This is a genomic window from Legionella bozemanae, assembly GCF_900450575.1.
Lineage (GTDB): Bacteria > Pseudomonadota > Gammaproteobacteria > Legionellales > Legionellaceae > Legionella > Legionella bozemanae.
Genome location: NZ_UGGY01000001.1, coordinates 3,747,598 through 3,772,787, shown reverse-complemented (window position 1 = coordinate 3,772,787; position 25,190 = coordinate 3,747,598). Strand labels below are relative to the sequence as shown.

Below are 25,190 nucleotides of genomic sequence, written 5' to 3'. Positions count from 1 at the left end.
CAAAAAAACAATCTCATGTCCCAGGAAGTGGGTTAACGTTCAATAATCGCTGCAACACCCATCCCGCCTGCAGTGCAGACACTTAAAAGGATACGTCCTTTGCCTTTATTAGCAAGTATTTTGGCTGCCGCACCAACTATTCGCCCTCCAGTAGCTGCGAATGGGTGACCAAGGGCGAGACTTCCTCCTTTGACGTTCATTTTTTGCGTATCAATGCTTCCTAAAGGTTTCTTGAGATTCAAAATTTTTTGGCAATATTCAGCAGATTCCCAGGCTTTTAAAGTACAGAGTACCTGTCCGGCAAATGCTTCATGAATTTCATAATAATCAAAATCCTGCAATTTAAGTCGATTTCGTGCTAACAAACGCGAAACGGCAATGGTTGGAGCCATTAATAGACCTGCGCCGTGTACGAAATCTACTGCAGCTGCTTCACAGTCCACAAAATAAGCGAGGGGTTCTAGTTGATGTTTTTTTGCCCATTCAGGGGTGCTTAGTAAAACAACGGAAGCTCCGTCAGTGAGTGGGGTAGAGTTTCCCGCGGTCAAACTGCCTTTGTCTGATTTGTCAAAAGAAGAGTTTAAAGCAGATAATTTTTCCAAAGATGTATCTTTGCGGGTGATTGTATCCCGTTTTAAGGAATCAAGTGGTGCAATCAAATCCTCATAGAATCCTTCATCATAGGCTTGTACGGCATTTTGATGGGAGCGAAGAGCCAACGCATCTTGCTCCTTACGGGAAATTTGCCATTCTTTAACCATTAATTCACAATGTTCGCCCATGGATAAATGTGTTCGAGGTTCACGTACTTCCGGGATTTCCGGTTTTAACATACCTAACCGGAACTCCTTAAGCAGCTTCAGTTTTTCTTTAAATCCTTTAGCATTTTGAAATTTGATTAAAAAATGAGTCAACCTTCTTTGGCCAATTAATGGAATATCTGAATTAGTATCTGTCCCTCCACCGATACCTGCTGCGATTTGTCCACTGGCAATTTTTAGCGCAATCAGGTTAACTGCTTCTAAACCAGTACCACAGGCACGCTGTATGGTTAATCCAGGAGTTTCAGAAGAGAGGGAACTGCCTAAAACCGTTTCACGAGCAAGATTCCAGTCAAAAGGATGATTCATAATTGCTCCGGCAATAAAATCACCTAATAACTCACCCTGGAGCTTGTTTTTATTGATGAGATCAGCTAAGGCTGTGCCTAGCAAATCCTGATTGGACTTTCCCAAATAGTAGGTTTGTGATTTGACAAAAGGAGTGCGAGAACTGTCAAGAATAGCCACTTTATCTTTGAAGCTCATGTTAGGTCCTTTTTTGCATATGATTTCTAAGATTAGACTAAAAAATAACTGGGTTTCTTTAGAATTATAGTCTATCTTGTCATTAATCAGGCTGGGTTTAATCAAAGAAAAAAATTTACGCCGCACTTTCAAATCAAGAATTAAAAACAGGGAGGTTCTTATGTATACCTTGTACTCATTTGGTACGCCTAATGGTATTAAGCCGACAATTATGCTGCATGAATTGTCTCAATCTTATACGCTTAAATTAATTGATATTTCTAAAGGAGAACAGTTTAATCCGGAATTTTTAAAAATTTCACCGAATAATAAAATCCCTGTTTTATATGATTCACAAAAAGATTTTTATTTGTTTGAAAGCGTTGCTATATTGGAATATCTTGCAGAAAAGCATGGTAAGTTTTTACCTGAATCATTGGCAGAGAAATACACTATTTTGCAATGGTGTTTTTTTCAAGCGGCCCATATAGGGCCTATGTTTGGTCAGTTAGGCTATTTTCATCGTGCCACAGAAAAGGTTCCCCATGCACTGAAACGTTATGCAGACGAAAGTGATCGTTTGCTTGGTGTTATGGAAAAACAATTGACCCAATGTTCATATATAGGTGGTGCGGATTATACTATTGTGGATATGGCAATTTGGCCTTGGATTTACTGTTTTCAAATTTTTTACCAGCAGACCATTGACGAGCAGCGGTTTGCTCATTTACTGGAGTGGTATCAACGAATTAGCGAGCGTGCAGCAGTCAAAGCCGCTTTAGAGGCATATAATTTGACTTTAGAAGGTAAAAAGGAATAAGGCACGGTATTTTAAATACGCTGCAGTTTATGGAGCATCTTAAAAATCCCCCCTCCAGTTAAGCAAAATATGAGGAGAGGGGAGGGAGATAGGAGTCATATTACATAGTTGCTTCGAGTGATGTTCTAGGGTCTGTTGCCCCAAGAACTGGTACTTCTTGTTTTAGCGCGTAAAATCCATTTTTAGTCAATAACTCGCCAACTGGAGTTATTTGGGGGGCTTGATCTGAAGGTGTGCTTAGCGTTTTAAGTGTGTCTATGTGTTGCTCCTGTATTTTAAGGAGCTCTTGATAGCGCGTGTTGGAGCTTTCCAATTCTTTTTGCGTCAGGGCAAGCTTGCGTTCCGCGTCACAGATGCGATCAGCGATTAATAGAAAACTTGATTCTTTATCCTTTATGAAGAGATCCAGTTTTTCCTGAAACGCCAGGCGTTGTTCTTCATTGCCAATGGCAGAGGTTGATAGTTGCGATATAGTGGAGTGCAACGTATCTATCATTGATTTAGCCCGCTTAAGATCCTCTCCAAGTTCATCGCGTACCTTTCTAACCTCAAGAACTTTTTCTGCTAATTCTTTTTGGCTGTTGCTGTATGCTTCAGTAATACGATCTAGTTTCTCTCGGTTTTGTTTTAAAAAATCAGTATGTTGCGTCACGCCTTCTTTGAGTACGCCAGAGACTGCTTCTAATCCATCTTTGGTTTCACCTAATGCTATATTTACTTTGGATGCAGCCATAACTTGTTTGTCTATCTCATCAATTTGCTTGCTTAATGCGTCGATATTTTCTACAAGTCTTGCATTTTCTTTGACAAATTTTTGAATTTCTACTGCTAATTGTTGGCGAATAATATCCAGGGCATTAATGGTTAACTCAAGAAGATCAGCCAGACCTAAAATACCTTTTTGCAAGCTTTCGACAGCGCTGGTGCTGCATTTATGATGATCATCAAGAATGAGACCTCCAGCGGTATAAGTAACGGCAGTAACCCCACAAACGGCCAAAAGAAAACCAATATGTGCCACGATGCCAATGATTAGCGTAGGAACTGTTAAGGCGACACCCCCAATAATTTTTTGCCAAAGAGGTAACGCACCCCAGTACTCTGCCGCACGTGAGAAAATACTTGGATTTTTTTCCATGCTTTTAACTGTTTCTTGCAGGCTTTTTCTGATTTGCTCAAATATTTCTTTGGTTATAGTAATTTTTTGGAGTTTGTCTTGTTCGGGATCGGCATCGGAATTAATGCGTTGTAGTTTGGTTTGTATTTCTTCTATCGGTATTTTTTGTAATTCTTCTTGATCTATTGCTTTGGGAGTATCGATCTCGATAAGCAGTTGAAGCTCTTCTTCATTGGTAGCCATGTGAATTCCTTTTTCTGTTGAATAATCTTCCTGTGACTACTATTTTTAACCAGAATAATATAAAAAGACAAGGAAAAATTTATTTTGGAACGAGTAACGGTTTGCTTAAGTAACTAAATTATTCTTTAACGAGTGCGAAAAAATTCATTATACATTATTAGTTGGACTAAAAAGCCCAACTAATGTAAGCATGTTTACACATAACTCTTTCTGTAGCTAGAGCCATGCTCTTCTTCACTACCGCAAGAAGACATGCACTCATCAACTTTTGCAAGACCAGTTACAACACCAGTTGTAAGACTACGGCTTATCAAATAAGTGAGTGCTAGTGGGAATATAACCGCGGTAAATACAGCGGCAACAACTGCAACTGCAGCACAAACAGCAGCAACAATACCTGCTTTTGCAGCAAAAATTAGTGCATCGTGTGCTTTTGCTTTTGACTCTTCATGATCTTTGCGTAAGCCATCTAAACTATAACCGGCTGCAAAAACTAAGCTACCAAGTGCGGTTAGTGTTGCGCCAGCGGCACCAATCACTGCAGCACCAGTAATAAGCGCCGAAGCTATAGGTAAGCCTAAAGGAGCAGCGGCAACAATGCCGAATTCTTTTTTGCTATCAAAGGGAGTGAAAAATCCGTGAAAATTCTTTTTTGCAAATTCATAACCTTGAGATGCTTTCAATTTAATGTCAGTTGTAATTTTCTCTTTTTGCTCTGGAGTACCCAAGAATAAATCAAAATATGAGCCTTCATCATTTTCTTCTTCAATGGTTACATGTTGAGGAGATGTTTGGGAATAACTGGTGGGGTATTGAGTGTCTTCGCTGTTATATTCCTCGTCTCTGTATCTTCTGTCATCTCTGTTAAATTTTGATTCCATAGTGGCACCCCTAGGGTTGATTAAATTCGAGCCATGCTATTTAAAAAAAGGCTACAAGTCAAGTTGTGTTTATGCAAATTTTTGATTATTTTAGTCGCACTTGACAAAAATAAAATGGTTTTTTTATGACTTTTAGTATTGGCCAACGCTGGATAAGTAATACAGAAACACACCTCGGTTTAGGGATCATTATTGATTTGAATGGGAGACAGGTGAGCGTAAGTTTCCCCGCTGCTGACGAAGAACGTATTTATTCTACAGACAGTGCCCCACTGAGCCGTATCATTTATAAAGAAGGTGATGAAATCACTACATCGAGCCAACAAAAGATGTGTGTTACTCATGTTGAAGAGCGCCAGGGATTGTTTTTTTATACAGGAGTAGATGACGCTGGCAATGAGTTTCAGATCAGTGAACTTTCCCTGAATTGTTTTATCAAGCTTAATACTCCAGAACAGAGACTTTTTAGTGGTTTACTTGATAAATTAAATACCTTTAAATTACGAATAGATACTTTGCATCATGCCAGCAGATTACAGCAATCTGGGGTTAGGGGATTATTGGGTTCACGAACCAGTCATCTGAAACATCAAGTGTATATTGCTAGCGAGGTAGCACAACGCCATGCTCCAAGAGTTTTGCTTGCAGATGAAGTAGGGCTCGGCAAGACCATAGAAGCAGGCATGATTATTCATTATCAACTAGGTACTGGCCGTGCCCAGCGAATATTGATTGTGGTACCCCAAACTTTGACTCATCAATGGCTTGTCGAGATGATTCGTCGTTTTAATTTGTATTTCTCAATCATCGATACAGAGCGCTATGAACTTGTATATGAGTTAGAGGAAGAAGAAGGGATGCAGCTCGGTACATCACAAGAGAATCTTTTTGAAAACGAGCAATTGGTTTTATGCAGCTTGGATTTTCTCATGGAAAATGAAAAAGCACGCCAACAGGCGATGGCCAGTCAGTGGGATTTGCTTGTTGTCGATGAGGCACATCACTTACATTGGTCCGAAGAAGAAAAGAGTCCTGAGTATGAATGCATTGAAGAATTAGCAAGACAAAGCAAAGGTTTATTGCTTTTGACTGCAACACCAGAACAAGCAGGAATTGCCAGTCATTTTGCTCGCTTAAGATTGCTTGATCCTTCACGATTTTATAATTTTTCTGCATTTAAAAAAGAAGAAGAAGGGTACCAACAAATCAATAAACTTGTGCACGAATTGATGGCTTATGAGGAACAGACGCCGGCAGATGCCTTGAGTGCGGAACATAAGTCTCAGCTGGAAGCTTATTTGGGCGAGATAACAGGCTTAAGTATGAACCAGATCATTAAAGACTTATTAGATCGCCACGGAACAGGGCGTGTTTTATTTCGCAATACCCGGGCAGCGATTCAAGGCTTCCCTGAGCGACGCGTGCATCCCTGTCCTTTGGAATGTTCCGAGATTTATTCTTCTATGGAGGAACAAAAAGGTCAAAGGAAGCTTTATCCCGAGCAACTTGTGAATAAAGAGATATGGCTTGAAAATGATCCTCGAGTAATGTGGTTAGTGAATAAAATTAATGAACTGCATCCCCAAAAAGTTCTTCTTATTTGTGCCAAGGCAAATACAGCGATTGCTTTAGATCAGTATTTAAAATTAAAGAGAGGAATTCGCAGTACCTCGTTTCATGAGGGATTATCTATTATCGAACGAGATCGTTCTGCCGCTTATTTTGCAGAACAAGAAAATGGCGCCCAAGTACTCGTTTGTTCTGAAATAGGAAGTGAAGGCCGGAACTTCCAATTTGCCCATCATTTAGTATTGTTTGACTTACCATTAAATCCTGATTTGTTGGAGCAGCGCATCGGTCGGCTCGATCGCATAGGTCAGCGGCATACTATTGAAATTTATGTCCCTTATCTGTTGAATACCGTACAAGAGAAATTGTTTCGTTGGTATCACGAAGGGATTAACTTATTTACCAGGAGTTGCTCTATTGGTTTTACACTTTATGAAGAATTTGAAAATGAATTACTGCCAATTCTTGATACAGTCGATACAAATCCGCAAGAGCTCGAAAAACTAATTTTAGAAACAAAAACACGCGCGGAACAAATTAATCAGGCACTTCACGAAGGCCGGGATCGGTTATTGGAATTAAATTCCTGTAATGCACCTCAAGCAGAGGCACTGATTGCTGCCATAGAGGCAGAGGAAAATTTTTTGGAATTGGAAAATTATATGGCGCAAGTATTTCAGGAGTACGGTATTGACCATGAGTACCATTCTGAAGCTACGGAAATATTGCGCCCAACGGATCACATGAAAACAAGTCATTTCCCAGGGTTAAAAGAAGATGGGGTTACGGTGACCTATTCTCGTTCTAAAGCTCTGGTGCGTGAGGATGTCGAGTTCTTAAGCTGGGAACATCCTATGGTCAGCGAATGTATGGAAATGATCCTGGATTCCGAGTTGGGAAATGCAACTTTGGCTACTATTTCTATAAAAAGCATAAAGCCTGGAACATTATTTTTGGAATCATTCTTTACGGCCCATTGTGCCGCACCAAAAAATTTGCAATTAGATCGCTTCTTGCCGCTTACACCGATTCGTGTGCTCATGGATGTTTCTGGAAAGAATCTTTCCAGCATTTTGGATTACAAACAATTAAATCAAATGTGTGAGCCTGTTAAACGTCATTTAGGCTACCCGATTATTCAGCAGATCCATGCTGATCTTGAGTTCATATTAACCCAGAGCAAAAAAGTGGCTGAAGGACAACTTCAAGAGATCATCAAACACGCTACAAACCAGATGAAAGAGAGCATTACCCATGAAGTAAATCGGCTTGAAGCTTTAAAGAAGATTAATCCCTCAATACGTGAAGATGAGATTGCGTTTTACAAAAAACGGCTTATTAAAAGTGAAGAGTTCATTCACAGTACCACTTTAAAGTTGCAAGCGCTGCGAGTGGTTATTAATAAAGTCTGATAGTTTTTAATAGGCTGGGCTATTAAGTAATTGTAGCTTTGCTCCATCAAGGCTACTATCGCTAGCCCTTCATCAAAAGAATTAACTATAGCTTGCACCCAGGCGATTTTTGACATCATTCCAGGCGCGTGTAGAATGAAGGATATTTCTTCATCTGAATCTTTGCACAGACTTATTAATTTATGGGAAATTACCTAGTTCTGTATTTTTTTATTTTACTTTTTATCTCAGCATTTATTCATCACTTTTATAAAAAAAGTTCCTCGTGTCAAACTGCCGTCGGCAGCATAATCATGGCTATTGGTATTGCCGGATTTGATGTGTTGCCGCAACTTCAATTTGTAACCCCTTTACTGAGACAACTCATTATTCTGGAGTTGTTCATTATCGGACTTTATTTAATATGCTTTTTCATTAAGCACACCATAGAGGGAGGCTTTAATCTGTTTACTGCACGTGCAATAAATCAATTTGGTATTGGTACCTGGGTGGCAGGTTCTTCAATATTAGCGATATTGTTTTTACAAGAATTGCCTTTATGGCACAGTATAATTTGGGCATGGGCCCTTTGTGCATTAATCATTTGGCCAATCTACATCGGTATTTCTTTTATTAATTTGCGGCATATTTTTTTTAAAAAAATAAAGCTGCATACAGGAAATATTTTACTTCTTACCGTCAGTACTCAAGCCTTAGCTTTAATCACCCATAGATTATTCGCCCCCCCTCTTTTGATAACTCAGCTATTAATTATTTTGGGTTATCTATTCTATATAACCGGAATAATAATTATTGGAAAGTACCTGATTTCATGCTCGAAAAAACGTTTGTTTTTAGGTTGGAGCAACGGAAACAGTATTATTCATGGTGCTTTGTCTATCTCTGGATTGGCAAGTACTGATACCCAGGCTTTTGATGCTAAGGTAATTCTTAGTACCTGGAGCCTTGCAACGGGGTTATTATTTTTTGTTGAGGGAATGGGATTAATCAAAATGTATTATCGAATAAAAATTGCAGGTTTTATTGAGGGTATTTTTGTTTATAATCTTTCGCAATGGACGCGAATTTTTACTTTAGGAATGTATTATTCGTTTTCTCTTGCTTTATACAAACAAAATGGATACACAAATTTTATAATAGATAATGTTGTGATGTATGGAAAATATATTGTATTAATAATTTTGTTGTTTGAAATATTTATTTTTTTACAGGATAAGTTGAGTAAGATGACCCGTTAAAAGTTACTCACTTGATATTCTTGAATTGTGTAGTTCAAAGGGAAGAGTCTATTCATGAATCAGCAGATAAAAAAAATTGCAACGGACCTTTTGCATTCAGCAGGAATTACTCCCAATGGAAATGAAGATTGGGACATTCAAATTAATAATGAAGAATTCTACCAGCGAGTTTTTAATGAGGGTTCTTTAGCACTTGGTGAATCATACATGGATGGATGGTGGGACTGTAAAAGTCTCGACCAATTTTTTACCCGTATTCTCCAGGCCCAACTTGACCAGAAAATTAAATCTGATAAGTGGTCATGGCCAAAATTAATTTGGCTCAAACTGATTAACCATCAATCAAAAAAGCGTGCCTTGGAAGTGGGTAGAAAGCACTATGACTTGGGAAATGAATTATTTAAATCCATGCTCGATAGCCACATGAATTACACATGTGGCTATTGGAAAAATGCAAATGATCTAGATACCGCGCAATTAAACAAATTGGAGCTAAGCTGTCAGAAATTAAAGCTTGAACCAGGAATGCATGTATTGGATATCGGCTGTGGTTTTGGTGCTTTTGCAAAATATGCTGCAGAACATTATGGAGTCAGTGTTGTTGGAATTACTATATCCAGAGAACAGTTTGATTATGCAAAACAAAATTGTTCTGGTTTACCTATAGAAATTCGCTTTCAGGATTATCGCGACCTTCATGAACAATTTGATTGTGTTGTGTCTTTAGGAATGTTCGAGCATGTCGGTTATCGAAACTACCGCACTTACATGCAAAAAGTTCGTGATTGCCTTAAAGGCAATGGTTTATTTCTGTTACACACCATTGGTGGAAATGAGACTACAAAAGCAGCAGATCCCTGGATTAACAAATATATTTTTCCTAATGGGATGATTCCCTCCATGGAACAAATCAGCCACGCCTCAGAAGGATTGTTTGTCATGGAAAATTGGGCTAATTTCGGGGCATACTATGATCATACTTTAATGGCGTGGAATGAGCATTTTGAACAAAATTGGGAGCATTTAAAAAATCAATATGACCAGCGGTTTTATCGGATGTGGCGCTATTATTTATTAGCGTGTGCCGGTACTTTTCGTGCGCGAACGAACCAGTTATGGCAAATTGTTTTTTCCAAAAATGGTATTCCAGGAGGATATCAGGAGCCTTTATTTACAGGAATAAAAAAAAGAGGATCTGAAAACAAAAAAACGATATCGGATCTCGAATTATCTTGATCGAAAATAAAGAGGGATACCGCATAGTGATATCCCTCAAGCATCACTGCCATTAAGTTAAGTGAGTGGTTCATGACCTTCTCTACGTTCGTCCCCCAAACACGTTGCGGGGGCGAGACGCAGGCAAGATATTCCTTTATTTAATGGTGTTGTTAGTGTTTCTTGGCAAAAACCATACGCAAATGACTGTTAATTGTCTCGATTGCATTACGACATGCCGGGGTATCAGCAAGATCATTTAACATAAGAAAATCATGAATTGTGCCGTGATGACGAAGTCCAGTAACTGGTACACCTGCTGCATTAAGCTTGTGTTCATAGGCTTCACCTTCATCGCGCAATACATCACATTCACCATTGATTACCAGTGCAGGCGGCAATCCTTTGAGTTGCTCAATCGATGCTTGCAAAGGACAGGCAGTTATTTCTTTTCTTTTTGCCTTATCAGGTAAATAATTGTCCCAAAACCATTGCATTGCTTTTTTAGTTAACCAGGGACCCTCAGCGAATTCTTTGTAAGAATCATTTTCAAAATTGGCATCAGTCACAGGGTAAATAAGTACTTGATAATCAATTTTGGGGCCACCGCGTTCTTTGGCAAGAAGCGTCATAACTGCGGCCATGTTTCCGCCAACGCTATCACCAGCAACTGCCAAGCGAGAAGAATCAAGATTCAATTCTTTTCCATGTTCTGCAATATATTTCAATGCAGTATAATCTTCTTCAATTTGGGTTGGGTATTGTGCTTCTGGAGCCAAAGAGTAATTGACAAATATGATCGCTGCATGAGCACCTACGGCAAGCTCACGAACAAGACGACCATGAGTTTGCCAATCACCAAAAACCCAACCTGCACCATGATAGAACATGACTACCGGTAGTTTTTCTTTTGAGCCTTTGGGACGAACAATTCGAATGTCTAATTTACCTTTAGAATGTTGAATAGTACGATCTTCAATATCCACATCAGCTGTTTCTTTTCCTGAAGGCAATTCTTGCAATTTGTCAAAAATGGCCCTGCCTTCTTTTACCGGAAGATCATAAAGTGGTTTACCGCCAGCTTTCTTGATTTTTTCAACGAAAGCCCAGGTTTTTGGTTCTATACGTTTACTTAGATCCATTTTACTTGTCCTCATGGTTGAAGTTTAAAAACACAATTTCACTCTTTTTTTTAAATATGAAATCAAGCCGTCACTTTTGTTAATAGGACAGAATAAGTATAGACAATTTGTAAACTTTTTGTTTGTTAAAAAACTAAGGGATTTACTTAAGGTCTTATAATGAGATAGAAGAAATACTTGACGGATGTAATGAATAAATAAGCTAAGGAACTCAAAGTCTTGTCTGTTCTGTGGTCAACCCTAGGAGAATCTCACAAGCCTGCCCACTGCGCTTTATCCGCAGTGGACAGGAGATAGCGGACTTGGATTAAGTTGAATAAGTTGGATGCTATTTTGTCAGTAATTTTATTATTGATCAAATTGAATTGTATTGTTTCATTACCTTATATTTGATATAAACAGTTCACAAGTAAGGATGTTTTGTAAAATAAAGGGGATTTCGATGCTGAGACAAAAAAATAATCCAGAAAGACTGCAAAAACTCACGGAACCGCGTTTTAAGCGTCAACTATCAATTTTCTATAAAGCTCCAGACGGTAGACTTACTTCCGATGATCCTAATTCTTATACAGGGGAAGAGCGTGTCGCTTATCAAAACGCCCTGCTCAATCAATATGGATGGACTGGTTATGCGGATGGAATTTTAGCAGAAAGGAAAAAAAAACCTGGCTTTTTTGCTCCTCAAAAGAAAGAAAGTAGTGATGAATGCATAGCTTTTGAGCCAGCCCCTTCTTGATTTAATAAAAGGGCAAGCTTTCTAACTGTTCTGAAAAATATCTAAGCGATTAGCTCCACTTAAAAAATTGTAGAGGCAACAAGGATGCAAAAGGATACGCTAACACCAGCTCTTCCCAAAGAAGTGCTCCATGAGTTGATTCAAGCCAATGGCTTTTTTCCCAATAATCCGCGTTATCCCTTATTGATTTACAAACAAACGTTTGCCACAAATCAATCACCACAAGCTATTCAGGATTTGTTACTGAGAAATCATTGGGGTAAATCATGGGTTGATTCGATTTATGACTATCATCATTATCACAGTACCACACATGAAGTATTAGTTATGATAGAAGGAGAGGGTACAGTCCAATTTGGAGGAGATAAAGGCAAAATTTATGAGGTGAAACAGGGGGATGTCGTGATCATTCCCGCGGGTGTGGCGCATAAGAGCCTGAGTTTATCCAGGGGCTTTAAATGCATTGGCGCTTATCCATGGGATGTTGATTTTGATATGAATTATGGAACAGCAGAAGAGCATCCGCATGTTAATGAGCAGATTAAAAACGCTGGGTTACCCCAAAGTGATCCGGTGTTTGGCGTGCAAGGGTTATTATTTGATTATTGGAAATAGAACTCTAAAAACAGCAGGATAATTGTTCTTATTTTCCAATTTATTTTTAGCGATTAAGCCCTATATTTATAGGTAAGAGCTCAATAATTTTATTAAATTATTGGCATTTCATGGAGTTTGCTTATGTCTGTAGCTTCAATAAGAAAAGTTTATAATATCTACGCTTCGTTCTATAATTTCCTGTTTGGTTCCATTTTTAACCCGGGTCGTTCTTTATGTACTGAGATAGTCAATAAAGGGGCAAAGCAAAATGCTACTGTACTGGAAATTGGGATTGGTACTGGTTTATCTTTGCCGCTTTATCGTGGTGATTTGCAGATTACCGGAATCGATATTTCTGAAAAAATGTTGGAAAAGGCAGAAGAGCAGGTAGTAAAAAATAAGCTGGAAGAGCGGGTACAGTTAAAGGTTATGGATGCCGCCCATTTAGAGTTCCCAGATAACAGTTTTGATTTTATTGTTGCCATGTATGTGGCGTCTGTGGTTCCTGATGTACATGCTTTTCTTCAGGAGTTAACGCGTGTTGCCAAGCCTACAGCACAAATTATATTTGTGAACCATTTTGCTTCAGAACAGCCGGTAATTCGCTTTTTTGAAAAAACATTTGCACGAATTAATGAACTCGTAGGTTTTAAATCCGATTTTTCTGTGCATTCGATTCTTGATTACAAAGCATTAAAATTGTTGGATTCTCGAAAGACCAATCTATTTGGTTATTGGAAATTATTGCATTGTCGAATTGAGAAAGATGGGATATCTCCATCATAAAATAGAGCTCTTGTATAACCTGCGCCTTTTACTTTATTGCTGCGTTTGCAAGCGTTTCTCCGATGCTCATTTACTTCATGTAAACTCCGCCTCTCGAAACGTTTGTGCTGTGCACTAAAGCAAAATTCACAGCTTATATAAGTTATATAAGAACTCTAATGAAAGGAATTAGTTTTTATTCGCTTTTGTTTCTGACTCGAGGAATGTGCGTAGCACTTGTGCCATTTGTCCTTGATGACGTTCGATAGCATACCATCCCGGGCATTGAGTTAAGCGAAAAAAACTTAAGCAATATTTAATGGGACTTAAGCGTTTTGCTAATGCAAAAGCATCCAGCAATCGCTCTTGCGATTCAAAAGCATTCCAGTAACGCAAATAAGTATCTCGTAATATAGTGTAAATTTCATTTTGCCCTTTTATTTGATGGGTGCGCGTCATGTTCATCAAAAAAGAAATTAGAGAAAAAAAAGGATGGGAAATAACACTTTCACCCCAATCAATGATCGTGAGATGTTGCGCCTGATATACTATATTATTCTCATGAAAATCACTGTGCTCAATTGTTTCAGGAATAGAGTATTGCGCAAGATGCTGGCAAATCTCAGTAACCCTGGGATGCAAAGAAATAAGGTGTTGTAATTCACTTGAGGTTAAACCGTCATGGTTTAAAAATTCAGATTCATGGAATAATTTTAAATAGAGATCAGGCAGATTCGCCAAACGCCAATCAGGGACATCAAGTGCCAACAGAGAATCAATTTGGCTTATAAGGCCTGTTTGGATCTGCACATAAGATTTAAGCGCCTCTTTGGCCAAATCAACTTGATAATTGATTGCAAAAATTTCTCTAAGTGGCGTTCCTCTACCGCGCATTAGAAAACAGTGTAAATTGGAATTATGACTGAGCACTTCCGGTACTAATGAGGGAAAAAAACTCCGTAGGTAGTGTAATAAATTAGGCTCAATCGCAAATGATTTGGGTATTTGTTTTAAATACAAGTAGCCTTTTGTCGTGGTTATTTGATACACCTTGGCCCAAGCTGAACTCTGTATGAGCCTGAATGGCTCCTGGGTGGAATACCCCTGTTGATTTAGATAGTTTTGCGCCCAGAGACACACTGAATTATTTTCTGCATTCATAGAGAATGGTTTCATCCTGTTTATCTGGAGATGCTGACCTATCAAATGCTTTAACCAGGCGAATTTCTCTAAAGCCGGTTTCACGAAGCAAATCGAGTAAAAGAGCAGGATTGTCATAAAGACGAATTTTATATTCCTCAACTTCAGTTTTTATGAGCTGATTTGCTTTAATTAACTCATATTTACCAATGGAATAACACATGGTTTCTTCAAGCATGGCCAACTGGCTCAATAAAATCATTTGTCCATCGGCACGGTACCAACGTGAACCACGCCAAACGCCTAATTCTTTAGGGACAGCATTTAGGGTTTCGGTTTCAAATACAAAAATACCATCGTCTTTTAAATGATGATAAATCATTTTTAATGCGTGTTTCACCTCAGCCAAGTCAATGATTAGGCCAAACGAACCACTAGGAATAAAGATTAATCCATAGTACTTTGCCTGGCTGAGCGCCTCAAGATACCCATGCCAGACTAAAGGAGTTACCTGTTGTGCTTTTGCTTTGGCATGCAGTGCATCCAACATGGATTGACTGGCGTCAAATCCCTCGATGGCAAATCCCTCTTTTAGCAAGGGAAGAAGAAAACGTCCCGTACCACACATGGGTTCTAAAATAGGGCCTTCTGTTTCTTTTGCATAACTCAAATAAAAATTCCAGGCATCTGCTGGCGGAAGTGGTTTGCTCAGATCGTAGACTTGAGTACATAAACTTAAATAAGTATCCAGAGATTTATTGGCCATAGATACAACCTCTTTAGAATAAAAATGGATAATTTTATCCGCTGTTTTTCTCTTTTTTTATTGATATTATCTGTTATGGAGGATCAATACCAATATGTTTTGTACCTTTATACTGAGATGCAATAAATGAACTCAATACCCATGCATATCCGCTTAATGAAGCAAGAGGACATCGGCTTAATCGTGCAGCAATTTGCAGCGTATAATTGGCCAAAACCCAGAATCACTTTTACCAATTACTTGCAGGAACAGGAACATCAAGAGCGGCTAATTTGGGTCGCTTTTTATGAAACGAATTTTGCAGGGTATATTACCTTGAAATGGCAATCATCCTATCCATCATTTAGCCAGCAAAAAATTCCTGAAATTATGGATTTGAATGTCTTACCTCCTTATCGGAATAAAGGAATTGCTACGGCCCTTCTTGACTGTGCGGAAGCCGAAGCATTTAAAAAACATCCTGTACTTGGAATTGGTGTAGGGCTGTATGCAGATTATGGTCAGGCCCAGAGACTTTATGTGCAACGGGGTTATATTCCCGATGGTTTGGGAATCACCTATGCTTATAACCTCGTTGCGCCAGGTTCTATGGTTTGTGTGGATGATGATTTAATTTTGTGGTTTACAAAGCGTTCTTCTTAAGAGGAGGTATTGTGTCGCAAAAAACATTAGTTTTTTTAACTGGGGTTTTATCGGATCATAGCGTATGGTCTTATCAAACAAATCATTTGCAAGACCTCGTACAATGCCAGACTATTCCACTCATCCATGGAAATTCTACTGAAGAGTTACTTCAAAGTGTTTTAAACAAGGTTGAAGGTACATTTTTCCTGGCAGGCCATTCTATGGGGGGATGGTTGGCATTAGAGCTTGCGAGAAAAGTTCCCGAACGCATTGCGAAATTATGTTTAGTAAATACTTCCGCCCAACAAGACTCTGAGGAAAAACATCAGAAAAGAATAGAAATGATACAGGAAGTGGAGCAGGGAAATTTTCAGGTTGTTGCCGAAATGCTTACAGATCTTTACGTATACGATGATCGTGTCAAGAAAGAAGTGCTTTCCATGCTCTTAAATGTTGGCCAACAGACATTTCTCACTCAACAAAAAATTCTATTAGCTCGCGATGAATGCCTTTCTTTTCTTCCCTCACTGGCAATGCCTACTTTAATTATTCATGCGCGCGAAGATAAAATTTTTTCTCTGGCGGTTCATGAAGAGTTGGCAGACAAAATCCCCAATTCCAAGTTAGCCATTATCGAAGATTCCGGCCATATGTCACCTATGGAGTCGCCGCAAGCGGTAACTGCATTATTACGATTTTGGCTTGATTATTTTTGATGGGTTACATTTTTACTACCTTGGCGCCGAACTGCCCTGATTTTCTGTGCTGTTATGCTCACATACTGCATGTATGCTGCACTTCGGAGCACAGAAAATCAGGCTATTTTGACTCAAACTAGCGAAATGGACATAGACTCTAATCTTCATAATCATTTAAGTCAAAAGCTTCTTGCAGGTTTTCCAGCTGTTCTTCAACGATGGTCAATTTTTCAAAGCTGGCAATATGGAATAAAGCCTGTCCTGAATGCACCAGCGGCAACATATTTTCACCAATAATAATTCCGGAAAGCGGTGATTTTAATTTGTATTCTTCCGTGCTGGTCGGATTGGCTATGACTGCAATTACTTGTCCCTTAGTGACCCGGTTCCCTGATTTTTTAATGTGTCTTAAGATGCCGCTTATGGGGGCTCTTATCCAATAACTGTTTCTGGAAATAGTAGGAGTACATTTTTTTACTCCGTATCCACCCAGTTTAATCATGCCTAATGCCCCCATTACACTCAAAATACCATTAATCCCCGTTCTGATTGATAGTTCATCAAAACGCAAAGACTCGCCTCCTTCATAAACTAAAATGGGGATACCTTGTTCATTGGCATATTCTCGCATTGAGCCATCTCTAAAAGTCGAGTGCAGGATCACTGGAACATTAAAAGCACGGGCTAAGTCTTCGATGCCTGGCATATCAAGATTTACCCTGATCTGAGGTAAATTAAAACGATGGTTTGAGCCGGTGTGCAGGTCAATCGCATGGGTTGATTGAGATAAAATTTGCTTGCTAATAATTTCTGCAAGGATGGATGCTAGTGATCCATTCGAACTGCCAGGAAATGATCGGTTTAAGTCCTTGCGATCCATTAAATATCGTTCCTGATACAAAAAACCGTATACATTAACAATGGGAATTGCAATGACATTTCCAGTGATATTTTTTAGTCCCTTTTTTTTCAAAAAGCGTCTGATGATCTCAACACCATTGATTTCATCGCCATGAATGGCTGCGGTAATACATAATGTGGGCCCTTCTTCCAAGCCGCTAATCACATGAATTGGCAAACTAATAGGTGTCCAATCATATAATTTGGGCATAGGTAATAAAACAGTTTTGCGTTCTCCTGGTTTGATTTCCACGTCACCAATTACAACGGGCGCCTTGCTACTCATTCTTACTATTTCCTTAAATAAGGTTATATAACAAGTGTAGCTTGAATTGAGACAGATATAATAAAAACCCCTATATGATACTCATTTCTTGCAATTTATTGGAGTACACGAATCCTCTTCTCTTTAATTGATAAAAGTATTCGGTAAAATGTGGATTAAGAGTTACCTATACTTGCTGAGTGAGTACTATGAGTCTTTTTTTAGAAACAAAAAATTTAATTATTAATACCCCTACATTGGCAGATTTTAATAATTTATACGCCTTACAATCTGATGCTGAGGTAATGAAATATATTGGCCAAGGAGTACGCACCCAAGCTGAGGTAATGACGGGTTTAGAGAAAGCGATTACACACTATGAAAAACATCATTTTAGTCTAGGCTGTGTATTTGAAAAAGAGAGCGGAATATTTGTTGGTCGAGCAGGGCTAATTTATCTTGCTTATGATGACAGTCAACCAGATATTGAGGTGGGTTATGCGTTGACTAAAACATCCTGGAATAAAGGTTACGGTATGGAGCTTGCAAAAGCACTTATTCATTGGGGATTTGCGCACTTACCGGTTAAAAAACTGGTTGGCATTGTTCATCCGGACAATGAGCGTTCTCGTAAAGTATTGGAAAAAGTCCAAATGAATTATGTAGGTCGTACGCATTACTGGAATAATGAAGTAGCAATGTACGAAATTCATAAGTCCTTTATTGATTACAACAACATTAAACTGATTCCGGCGACTTTAGAAGATTATCCTGCGATTCAAAATCTAGGCAGGTTTTATGTATATGACATGAGTGAATATCTTGGTAACCAAGAAGGCTGGGAAATTCCAGAGGATGGTTTGTATGAGTGCATCGATTTTAAAAAATATTGGCAGGATAAAAACTCGTTCCCATTTGTAGTCCGTTATGAAAAGGAACTGGCTGGTTTTGTCATCGTGGATAAAAAAGGAAGTGAGCCTGAAATTGACTTTAATATGGCGCAATTTTTTGTGGTACGAAAATTCAAAAATAAAGGGATTGGCCAATATATCGCAGGACAATGTTTTAAGAAATTTCCTGGCACATGGGAGGTAATGGTTATACCGGGCAATGAGGGGGCATATCGATTCTGGCGGGCAACGATGAAACATTATAATGGAAATAACTTTACTGAATATACTCGTGAAATTGCGCATTTAAACAACAGCAAGAAAAATGTCTTTAGATTTAATAGCCAAATTTAATTTATGTTTTGTGCAGGAGATTATTTAAATGAAAAAACTAAAGCAAAACATAACCAATATATATGGGGCAAAGGGAGAACATTGGCTTGCTAATTTGCCAGTTACTATTGCAACGCTTACAGACTATTGGAACTTAAGCGAGGTAATCCCTGTTCTCAATATGACGTTCAATTATGTTGCCAAAGCAATTTTAGATGGTGAGCAGCCTGTCGTTTTAAAAATTAGCTATGACAAAAAAAGTATTGAAAATGAAAAACAGGCTTTGATGAATCTTAACTCTCAAGGCTCGATTAAGCTTATTGATTATAATAGTAAATATAATGCGTTATTAGTACAACAAGCGATTCCTGGTATTACGCTTAAGTCTTTATATCCTGCTCAAATCGATTATGTGATGGACTGTTACGTGCAGACCATGCAAAAGCTTCATAATAAGCATCTACCTAAAAAACAGAATGATTACCATATTGCTGATTGGCTAAAAGCACTTGATACGCCTACATCGAAACAAATCCCTGCATTTATATTAAATAGAGCGATTGATTTGAGAAATAAATTGCTCTCTTCACTGAAGTCACTCGTTTTCCTGCATGGTGATTTGCATCATGACAACATCCTGAAGCATGGTAACGCCTGGTTAGCTATTGATCCTAAAGGTGTAGTTGGTGAGGCAGAATTTGAAATTGCAGCCTTTGATTTTATGTACATTACGGAGCTTGCGACTACGGTTAATGTAAAAAAAATATTTGCGCACCGAATTGACTTACTGGCGCAAAAATCAAATCTTGACGCTCAACGAATCAAGGATTGGGTGTTTGTGCGCTTAGTTTTGATGGCAGCCTGGCTAATTGAAGATAACGACGACCCAAGCTGGGCTATAAAACTGGCTACGCTCTTGTTGGACGATGAGGCTGTAGCCTGATTATCGCAATACCCCTCGGCAAGCAAAAATTGACTTTTTTGGTCATTATGTTTAAAATTTGCTCTTTTGTTCGACTTAATCATTGTTGAATCAAAAAATAAATAGGAAGGATACAATTGCTTAGAATAGTGCTATTTGAAGAGTAAAATCTGCCTTGTTGCATTAAAACTATCAAAAATGAAACGTGTTCTCTTTGGTATTAAAGAAAATTCAATTTGCTAATGCTCTAAGCTGTTGTGCCTACAGAATTTGATCATCACTGTGTTCTATAAATCAGGGTGAAACTTAGTAAAAACTACTTCCTAAGTTTTTAAGAAATACACTCTCAAAATAGAATATGCAAAATACAAATTAAGGTTAGGACCAATGTTTTTAAAGACACTATTTAGACCTATAGCCAAAGAAGCTTCTGTAATTAAAGAAGTTTATGCTGAACATAGACCAAACTGGCTTGTAGGGACTTATACTGGAGATAGATGGCGCCATCAAAGCATGGGAAAAACATTGGAATGGGTCACTGATTTACAAAAATCGATGGAATTACAAAATCAGGCACAAACGAACTTAAATCAATGGGAACAAAAAAAATCTTCTTCACCAAAGTCAGTTGAAGTAGTGAATCAAGATTGGGGGCTTGCAACATTCGAAGCAACCAAAAAACATGGTGTGGCTTATTCTGTGCTCAATATGGCAAACCCAGTTTTCCCGGGAGGTGCTGTCTTGGAAGGAGGGAGCGCCCAAGAAGAAAATATGTGGCATCGAAGCACTTGTGTCCAATCTTTATTGGACAAAAGCGTTTATTTAGATAAAGCGTCTAAAACATTTCGCTACAATGAAACAGCAAGCAAGCTGCTGGAAGCCAAGATAAAAATGACTGATGAGGAACGTGCAATCTTAGAGGACCACTTCTATGAAGTCGACTCCCAGCCATATAAGGTATTATTTCACCGAGAACCCAGAGTATGCTTCCGAGGACCGGAAATAACATTTCCCACTGATTCTTATTACTTTACATCAGTCGGTCATATTGCAGACAGTGCACTGAGTTATTCTTTTCTTCCAAAATCTGATATTTTTCCATTTTATGAATTAAGAGCAGCCGCCCCGGAGCTTCCCTCTACACCTCATGGATTAACAGATGAAGCACTAGGACACTACAAAGCAGAGTTGCGTCGACGTATCGCAGCTCAACTGGATACCTTAATTATTGAAGGACGACGCAATGTCGTTTTAGGTGCTTGGGGTTGTGGTGAATTTAATAATGATCCGGTAATCGTTGCAAAAATATACAGAGAAGAAATTGAAAAACGAGCTTCTTTCTTTGACCATATTATGTTCCCCATACTGAACACCCGTTCATATGATAACTATGCAATATTTAATCAACACCTTCATGGTATGAAACTTGGAAGTGCAAGTCCGATTCTTATACCTTTGTTGACTCACATTTAAAATGATTCATGGCGTACCAAAAACAGTCTGGCCGGCTCACTGTTAATTCCGTGAATGGAGAAAAAAGCCTGTTTGTAAGCAAATAGGCTATACTTCTTATAAAAACAGTTATATATCAATGTTAAAAATATGATACATGATTGTTTTATTTTGGTCTGAATGTTAGATTATTGTCCTTTTTGATATGATGATCCAATGTTTTTGAATAATCCTGAATGAGTGCTGTCGAATTAATAAATTATACCGATTTGGTTAGGAAGCGACAGCAATTATTTTGCATGGGACAAAAGGATGAAAGAGACACCCGTATTAATACCGAGTTAAAACAGTCCCAGCATGAATTTTTCATGTTGGAGCTTTGGGGACTTTTTAGTTTTGTTGTTTCAATCAGTATCATTCAAAGCAACCAATTTTCTATAAAGAAAAATCGTAAGTAGAGAACTTATCGAGCAGATTAAAAATAAAGAATAATAGTCAGCTAACTGATATATCGCACCTCCTAAAACTGGTCCAACAGCCAAACCAATTGCGGAAGCATTAAGAACACCATAACAACTACCCATCACATGAGGTGGTGTAATTTTAGCAAGAAACACATCATTTAATGGGAAAAAAATAACTTCGCCTAGGGATATAATCAGCATGGATCCATCCAGTGAAAAGCTATTTTGGGCAAAGCAGAATCCCAGGAAACCTAGTGCTAATAATGATAACCCAGTAGATGCAAGCAACATATAATTGACTCTTCTGAGAAGAGGTCCAATAAAAATCTGCAGCAAAACGCAGGCTATTGCATTGACGATTAGCATGTTACTGTACATCACTACCCCATCGTCAAATTGTCGCACAATATATTGCGCTAACGAAGAGGTTATTTGAGAATACAAACTGTAACAAATAAAACTAATCAGAAAGAGCCTTTTTAAAGAGGAGTTCGTTGCGATAAGTTGTAGTGTATCCGTGACGGAGGCGCTTGAGCCATAATAGTCTTTTGGGGGGCGCAGATTTTTCTTTTTTGACCAGAACATTAACAACAAAAAACCAGTAAAAAGATAACCGAATGCGATGAGATGAAACAGCTGTGTTGAGTGTTCAGCAGCATAACGTGCGCCAATTAATGGGCCTAAAGCTGCCGCTAAATTTAAAACGGCATAACGCAAACCAAAAGCAACATTTCTGTGTTGCTCATTGATGCTGGTGGCCAACAATGTTTTCGATGCAATATCAAAAATTGCTCGAAATACGCCAATGATGGTATTTAATACAATAAAACACATTAAGGATTGGTTTTGATAAAGAGCCTCATAGGCAATAGTCGATCCAAATAAAGTCATGATGAATATTTGCTGCGGAGGGTAACGATCCGATAGATGACCTATGAATAAGCTTGTCAGGCTGTGACTTAATTGTCCGGAAGCAATAATAACCCCGATAGAAATTGGTGATAGTGAAAAATGGTTCAAGTAAATTGCTAAAAAAGGTACGATCAAAAATTGCCCTAATTTCATGATAAAAAAAGCGATTATAAAGAGTGAAATGTTAAAAAATGTTCTACCTGATCGAGTTGTACTAAGGTACATAGATTCTAACATATTACTTCCCTAATCGAGGTGAACTTTTGTTGTTATTTGTACTTGTTCCATAGAGAAACGCACTGTAGAAATAGCTTCATCAAGATTGCGTCCTGTTCCTAAAATATATCCTTGTCTGGATTGAGAAGAGCTTAGTTTCCCAAACTTCTGACCTTTTTTCAGGGTACAATGAATACGAACAATTCCTGGTAAATTGTTTGCCGACTCAAGTCCATTAATATCAAGAATCTCTTCAAATTCCCGCGCAAAAAATAAAACAGCAGCGGCATTTTCTTTTTTATTTCTTGTTTTTTGAGTTAATCCCAATAAATGGAGCACTGTTTCAGAAATGACATCCACACCTGTGGTTAATTCGGTCAACTCCCAAATCTGATCACCTCCCATTCGGGTTTGTGATTCGATAATTTTAATTTCACCCTGATGCACTTTAATTTCAGTATGAGCTGGACCATTTTGGTGCTGAATAATATCTAAAAAACGAAGAATGATTTGCTGTATTTTTTGTTGTATTTCTAGGGTTAGGCGAGCAGGAGAATAATGACCCAATTCAATAAAATGGGGAAATTCAGTTGTAAGCTTTTCAGTAATGGCAATGATTTGATGTTGCCCATCCAAACTTAAGGATTCCACACTGTATTCTTCGCCTAAAAGATACTCTTCTGCAATAAATTCTTGGCTGCCATGTGTTACCGCCCAATTCCAGGCATTAGGAATGCTCTCAAGAGAACTTACATAGCAAACTCCCTGACTTCCTGCCCCATGAATTGGTTTTAGGATAAAAGGGGCATTTATTTGTTTATAAAAGGCAGCTACGTCTTCTAAAGAGGTACAGCGTTGATAGGCAATAGAGTCAAGCTGATGCTTAAGTAAACTACGCATTTTAAATTTATCCCGTGTATGTTCTACTGGAAATACGGCATTGCCTTTAATGTTCAATTGCTCAGCGATTAATGCAGCAGGATATAAACCAAACTCGGTAAAAGAAACAACCGCTTTAAAATGATGTACTTGATGTAAGTGTTTCGCTATTCGCCTTAGTTTTGCAAGATTCTCATAAGTATCAATGAATATAATGTTTTCATCCAAATACCTGGTTAAAGGATCGAGTTGCGACTGAATCAGCACATAGCGGATATCCATTGTCTTAAGTTTTTGTAACGTATGTTCTCGTGCCCCAATAATCAATAAACAAGGCGATGGGTTTATATCATATGCTTCCATGTTGGATGTTCCTTAAAAATTGTTAATTCTTGGGTAATTTCTGCAACCGATTTATTGAGATAATAAGTGCTCAATGAAGAAAATTCTTTTCCAGAAGGTAAACGGCCAAGCCATTCAAGTGGCGTTAACTTATCCTGAATGAAGTTGGTTCCCCATGCGTTTAAATCATTGCTTAGTAGCTCCTGAAGGAGTTCGTGCTCTTCTAGTATATCGGGATTTAATAGCGTGCAAAATATTTTTTGGATTAAAGGAAAATAAGCAATTTGCCTTGTTCCACCCAAGACCCGAATTTGAGGCATGAGGCATAAAACAAGAAAGCTTAAAAAAATATTAGGGATAAGTAACCCATCAATAAGTGCTGTTCGAATTGATTGATGGTCTAATGGTATTTTTAATTGTTTGCTTAGATTGGTTGTCTTTTCTTTAAGAACATGATTCTCAATGGTTAATGCACGTATTTTATTGTCTCTGACGCCCCAGAAAAACTCTGTGCCTTGTTTTAAGAAGATATGACTCTTTTCATGCATCATTGAGGCGATTGAATGGTTCAATTTAGTGCGTTTCTCAGGGGAAAAAATAAGCTGATAAATAATTCCCTCAGGCTTATGTAAATGTTCTGCAACTAAAAGTGAGGTGAAATAATCGTTCATGATTAATGGCTGGATTTCTTGGTCTTGAGTACACTGGGCCAGTAAACGTTGATTCGATAAAGTGAATGCAGAAATAAACCCTTCATATTCTTTAAAATCAATTGATGTCAGTAATTTGTCTAGTCCTTTTTGTTCAAAATAATTTGATTGACTCAAACATTGGGTGAAATTATCCCTACAATAAGTCAATCGAGGGTAGGGGGAACACACACTCAATTTAGACATCTGTTTAGGTGTTAAAGCAAATAAATTAATTACCTCATGTTTTAGGTTAAGCCATCCCGGACCTTGTTTTTTACTCCATTGTAGCGTTCGTGTCACGCTATTTAAGAGAAACATATGGTTTAGCCGATGGATTTTGCTTCCCATCCAACTCATCAAGATGGCATTAAAATCAACCTCATTGGTGTACAACTGACAATGGGGTCCAGTTTGTAAAATGGGATAGCGGTCAAATTCAGAAAAAGCACATTCAAAATTAATAGGTTGTGACCCAAAGAAAAGTTTCAATGCTGAATAGAATTTCGCTCTAGATTGACGCGCAATTGGACTTACACAAGAAATAGGTTTTTGCCACACTTGGTTTATATAGGAGGACAGAGTCTCGTCCCAATTTGTTTTTAAATCGCTTATAACGCTAGGGCAAATGGTTTCCATTGCTCTTGCAATGGGAAGTAAATCGAGTTTTTTCATCC

General features: G+C 38.3%; 22 protein-coding genes. 12 read left to right on the top strand and 10 right to left on the bottom strand.

Features of this window, described 5'->3' with window-relative positions; translation table 11 throughout:
- Nucleotides 1-32 precede the first annotated feature (32 nt).
- The gene (locus DY223_RS16695; RefSeq protein ID WP_058459616.1) at nucleotides 33-1,307 is read right to left on the bottom strand and encodes an acetyl-CoA C-acetyltransferase; all 1,275 of its coding nucleotides are present in this window, start codon (nucleotides 1,305-1,307) and stop codon (nucleotides 33-35) included.
- Between the two features lie 160 nt (nucleotides 1,308-1,467).
- On the opposite strand from DY223_RS16695, the gene DY223_RS16690 reads away from it, so the two are divergent.
- Nucleotides 1,468-2,106, top strand: a complete 639-nt coding sequence (locus tag DY223_RS16690) for a glutathione S-transferase family protein (protein ID WP_058459617.1) — start codon at nucleotides 1,468-1,470, stop codon at nucleotides 2,104-2,106.
- 100 nt (nucleotides 2,107-2,206) lie between these two features.
- On the opposite strand, the gene DY223_RS16685 is transcribed toward DY223_RS16690, so the two are convergent.
- Together DY223_RS16685 and DY223_RS16680 are read right to left on the bottom strand one after the other, a co-directional pair.
- The gene (locus DY223_RS16685; protein ID WP_058459618.1) at nucleotides 2,207-3,466 is read right to left on the bottom strand and encodes a LegC2/C7 family Dot/Icm T4SS effector; all 1,260 of its coding nucleotides are present in this window, start codon (nucleotides 3,464-3,466) and stop codon (nucleotides 2,207-2,209) included.
- Nucleotides 3,467-3,660: 194 nt separating this feature from the next.
- Nucleotides 3,661-4,347: a hypothetical protein gene (locus DY223_RS16680; protein ID WP_058459619.1), complete on the bottom strand. Its 687-nt coding sequence runs from the start codon at nucleotides 4,345-4,347 to the stop codon at nucleotides 3,661-3,663.
- 125 nt (nucleotides 4,348-4,472) lie between these two features.
- Here DY223_RS16680 and rapA point away from each other — a divergent pair, with 125 nt between their 5' ends.
- The 3 genes from rapA (at nucleotide 4,473) to cfa (ending at nucleotide 9,802) form a co-directional block, all read left to right on the top strand.
- The gene (rapA, locus tag DY223_RS16675) at nucleotides 4,473-7,328 is read left to right on the top strand and encodes an RNA polymerase-associated protein RapA (protein WP_058459620.1); all 2,856 of its coding nucleotides are present in this window, start codon (nucleotides 4,473-4,475) and stop codon (nucleotides 7,326-7,328) included.
- Between the two features lie 293 nt (nucleotides 7,329-7,621).
- Entirely contained in the window at nucleotides 7,622-8,566 is a 945-nt protein-coding gene (locus DY223_RS16670; RefSeq protein WP_115684342.1) for a hypothetical protein, read from the top strand.
- 54 nt (nucleotides 8,567-8,620) lie between these two features.
- Nucleotides 8,621-9,802 (top strand): cyclopropane fatty acyl phospholipid synthase, encoded by a 1,182-nt coding sequence (cfa, locus tag DY223_RS16665; protein WP_058459622.1) that lies wholly within the window; start codon nucleotides 8,621-8,623, stop codon nucleotides 9,800-9,802.
- Nucleotides 9,803-9,954: 152 nt separating this feature from the next.
- Here cfa and DY223_RS16660 read toward each other — a convergent pair whose 3' ends face one another.
- A complete protein-coding gene (locus DY223_RS16660) occupies nucleotides 9,955-10,923 on the bottom strand; it encodes an alpha/beta hydrolase (protein WP_058459623.1) in 969 nt (322 codons plus the stop codon).
- A gap of 442 nt (nucleotides 10,924-11,365) precedes the next feature.
- Between DY223_RS16660 and DY223_RS16655 the strand changes: the two genes are divergently transcribed.
- From DY223_RS16655 to pmtA, 3 genes are all read left to right on the top strand, one after another.
- On the top strand, nucleotides 11,366-11,659 hold the full coding sequence (locus DY223_RS16655) for a hypothetical protein (RefSeq protein ID WP_058459624.1): 294 nt from the start codon (nucleotides 11,366-11,368) through the stop codon (nucleotides 11,657-11,659).
- 84 nt (nucleotides 11,660-11,743) lie between these two features.
- Entirely contained in the window at nucleotides 11,744-12,274 is a 531-nt protein-coding gene (locus DY223_RS16650) for a cupin domain-containing protein (protein WP_058459625.1), read from the top strand.
- A 123-nt stretch (nucleotides 12,275-12,397) separates the two neighbouring features.
- Nucleotides 12,398-13,042 (top strand): phospholipid N-methyltransferase PmtA, encoded by a 645-nt coding sequence (gene pmtA / locus DY223_RS16645; protein ID WP_058459626.1) that lies wholly within the window; start codon nucleotides 12,398-12,400, stop codon nucleotides 13,040-13,042.
- A 168-nt stretch (nucleotides 13,043-13,210) separates the two neighbouring features.
- Here pmtA and DY223_RS16640 read toward each other — a convergent pair whose 3' ends face one another.
- A complete protein-coding gene (locus DY223_RS16640) occupies nucleotides 13,211-14,197 on the bottom strand; it encodes an aminoglycoside phosphotransferase family protein (RefSeq protein ID WP_082642448.1) in 987 nt (328 codons plus the stop codon).
- Nucleotides 14,166-14,927 carry a class I SAM-dependent methyltransferase gene (locus DY223_RS16635; protein ID WP_058459628.1) on the bottom strand — a complete coding sequence of 254 codons (762 nt, stop codon included), beginning with the start codon at nucleotides 14,925-14,927 and terminating at the stop codon, nucleotides 14,166-14,168. Before DY223_RS16635 ends, DY223_RS16640 begins: the two co-directional genes overlap by 32 nt.
- 126 nt (nucleotides 14,928-15,053) lie before the next feature.
- On the opposite strand from DY223_RS16635, the gene DY223_RS16630 reads away from it, so the two are divergent.
- Both DY223_RS16630 and DY223_RS16625 read left to right on the top strand, forming a co-directional pair.
- Nucleotides 15,054-15,569 (top strand): GNAT family N-acetyltransferase, encoded by a 516-nt coding sequence (locus DY223_RS16630; RefSeq protein WP_058459629.1) that lies wholly within the window; start codon nucleotides 15,054-15,056, stop codon nucleotides 15,567-15,569.
- An 11-nt stretch (nucleotides 15,570-15,580) separates the two neighbouring features.
- On the top strand, nucleotides 15,581-16,267 hold the full coding sequence (locus DY223_RS16625) for an alpha/beta fold hydrolase (protein ID WP_058459630.1): 687 nt from the start codon (nucleotides 15,581-15,583) through the stop codon (nucleotides 16,265-16,267).
- 139 nt (nucleotides 16,268-16,406) lie between these two features.
- Here DY223_RS16625 and DY223_RS16620 read toward each other — a convergent pair whose 3' ends face one another.
- A complete protein-coding gene (locus tag DY223_RS16620; RefSeq protein WP_058459631.1) occupies nucleotides 16,407-17,435 on the bottom strand; it encodes a succinylglutamate desuccinylase/aspartoacylase family protein in 1,029 nt (342 codons plus the stop codon).
- A 188-nt stretch (nucleotides 17,436-17,623) separates the two neighbouring features.
- On the opposite strand from DY223_RS16620, the gene DY223_RS16615 reads away from it, so the two are divergent.
- The 3 genes from DY223_RS16615 to DY223_RS16605 all read left to right on the top strand — a co-directional run bounded on the left by DY223_RS16615 (nucleotide 17,624) and on the right by DY223_RS16605 (nucleotide 21,032).
- A complete protein-coding gene (locus tag DY223_RS16615; RefSeq protein WP_058459632.1) occupies nucleotides 17,624-18,658 on the top strand; it encodes a GNAT family N-acetyltransferase in 1,035 nt (344 codons plus the stop codon).
- Nucleotides 18,659-18,686: 28 nt separating this feature from the next.
- Entirely contained in the window at nucleotides 18,687-19,580 is an 894-nt protein-coding gene (locus tag DY223_RS16610; protein WP_058459633.1) for an aminoglycoside phosphotransferase family protein, read from the top strand.
- Nucleotides 19,581-19,946: 366 nt separating this feature from the next.
- On the top strand, nucleotides 19,947-21,032 hold the full coding sequence (locus tag DY223_RS16605) for a poly(ADP-ribose) glycohydrolase domain-containing protein (protein ID WP_058459634.1): 1,086 nt from the start codon (nucleotides 19,947-19,949) through the stop codon (nucleotides 21,030-21,032).
- Nucleotides 21,033-21,415: 383 nt separating this feature from the next.
- Here the strand turns inward: DY223_RS16605 and DY223_RS16600 are convergent, their stop codons facing one another.
- From DY223_RS16600 to DY223_RS16590, 3 genes are read right to left on the bottom strand one after another with little or no spacing between them, the layout of a single operon-like run.
- Nucleotides 21,416-22,624, bottom strand: a complete 1,209-nt coding sequence (locus tag DY223_RS16600) for an MFS transporter (protein WP_058459635.1) — start codon at nucleotides 22,622-22,624, stop codon at nucleotides 21,416-21,418.
- A 9-nt stretch (nucleotides 22,625-22,633) separates the two neighbouring features.
- On the bottom strand, nucleotides 22,634-23,845 hold the full coding sequence (locus DY223_RS16595) for an ATP-grasp domain-containing protein (RefSeq protein ID WP_058459636.1): 1,212 nt from the start codon (nucleotides 23,843-23,845) through the stop codon (nucleotides 22,634-22,636).
- Nucleotides 23,827-25,188: a hypothetical protein gene (locus DY223_RS16590; RefSeq protein ID WP_058459637.1), complete on the bottom strand. Its 1,362-nt coding sequence runs from the start codon at nucleotides 25,186-25,188 to the stop codon at nucleotides 23,827-23,829. The genes DY223_RS16595 and DY223_RS16590 overlap by 19 nt, the downstream gene beginning before the upstream one ends.
- Between the last annotated feature and the right edge of the window lie 2 nt (nucleotides 25,189-25,190).